The organism is Acinetobacter sp. YH12098 (assembly GCF_013419235.1).
Lineage (GTDB): Bacteria > Pseudomonadota > Gammaproteobacteria > Pseudomonadales > Moraxellaceae > Acinetobacter > Acinetobacter amyesii.
The window spans coordinates 1-1,107 of record NZ_VPAO01000102.1 but is presented as its reverse complement, the minus strand read 5'-3'; the positions used below and the strand labels follow the sequence as shown (position 1 = coordinate 1,107).

The following is a 1,107-nucleotide window of genomic DNA, read 5'->3' as shown; positions in this document are numbered from 1 at the left end:
GTTTGAAGGATAAAAAAAGAATTGGGATTCAGCCCCAGGTTGAAACTTAATACGAGATCAAAGGGGTCAATTTTACTTTGCCATTTGAAAGGTAAAAGGGGTCAATTTTAGAATGCCGTTGACACCATTGCAAAGCCTATATCTTTTTGCGCAATTTCCTCTCCAATATAAGTCATTGCAACAGCAGCAACACCACTCACACTTAAACCAATCAGCACGCGATTCAGTAGAAATACTTCCCAAAGCGGAAATATAGAACTGATTATTAAAAGTGACGCTGCCAAAAATAAAGCGGTGACCATGACAGGCTTACGGCCGAATCGATCTGAAATCAAACCAGTGAACAGCAGCCCTACCGCTAAGGCAATGGTTGAAAAAGATAATGGAAAGCTGCTATGTGTCGGACTGACATGAAAATAATCAGCAAAAATGGGCATCATCGGTTGTACACAATACAACGATGAAAAAATTGCGAAGCCCGCTAAAAATAAAGAAAATAAAATGGCAAGAAATGGCCGTGTGCCATATTCAATATAAGGAGAATTTGAGGCTAAATCAGACATGAGCTTTCCATCAATGACACGGATAGTATACGCCTTTCAGTCTTTAATTTATAAATCACATAAAAATGAATGAAGCTTTTCTTCTATATTTCTACTTTATCTTTTCCTCTTTTTCTTCCCTTTTCATCACGCATAAAAAAACACCCCCTGCACTAGTCAGGGGGTGTTTTGAATAATGAGCTGGCGATGACTTACTCTCACATGGGTAACCCCACACTACCATCAGCGCTAAGAGGTTTCACTTCTGAGTTCGGGAAGGGATCAGGTGGTTCACTCTTGCTATTATCGCCAGCACAACTGTTATGACTTTGCATTTGGTCTTATCTTTTCAGTGCCGTTGCTTGGTCAAATGAGTTATTAACAGATCATATCTGAGTTCTTGCGAGTAGAACTAAGCAGTGCTTAATTATACTCTCATTTGTTCTTAAGCGTTAACTAAATCAAGTTATTTTGCTTAATATCGAATCAATTGATGCTTGATACAACAACTGTTTGGGTGTTGTATAGTCAAGCCTCACGAGCAATTAGTATTGGTCAGCTTCAT

Annotated in this window: 1 rRNA gene and 1 pseudogene; both read right to left on the bottom strand. The window is 38.8% G+C overall.

Annotation, left to right across the window (positions count from 1 at the left end):
• Window positions 1–125: 125 nt before the first annotated feature.
• Window positions 126–563, bottom strand: a pseudogene (locus FTU38_RS16740) (MFS transporter); the annotation flags it as partial.
• Window positions 564–741: 178 nt separating this feature from the next.
• A 5S ribosomal RNA gene (gene rrf, locus FTU38_RS16735) occupies window positions 742–856 on the bottom strand.
• Between the last annotated feature and the right edge of the window lie 251 nt (window positions 857–1,107).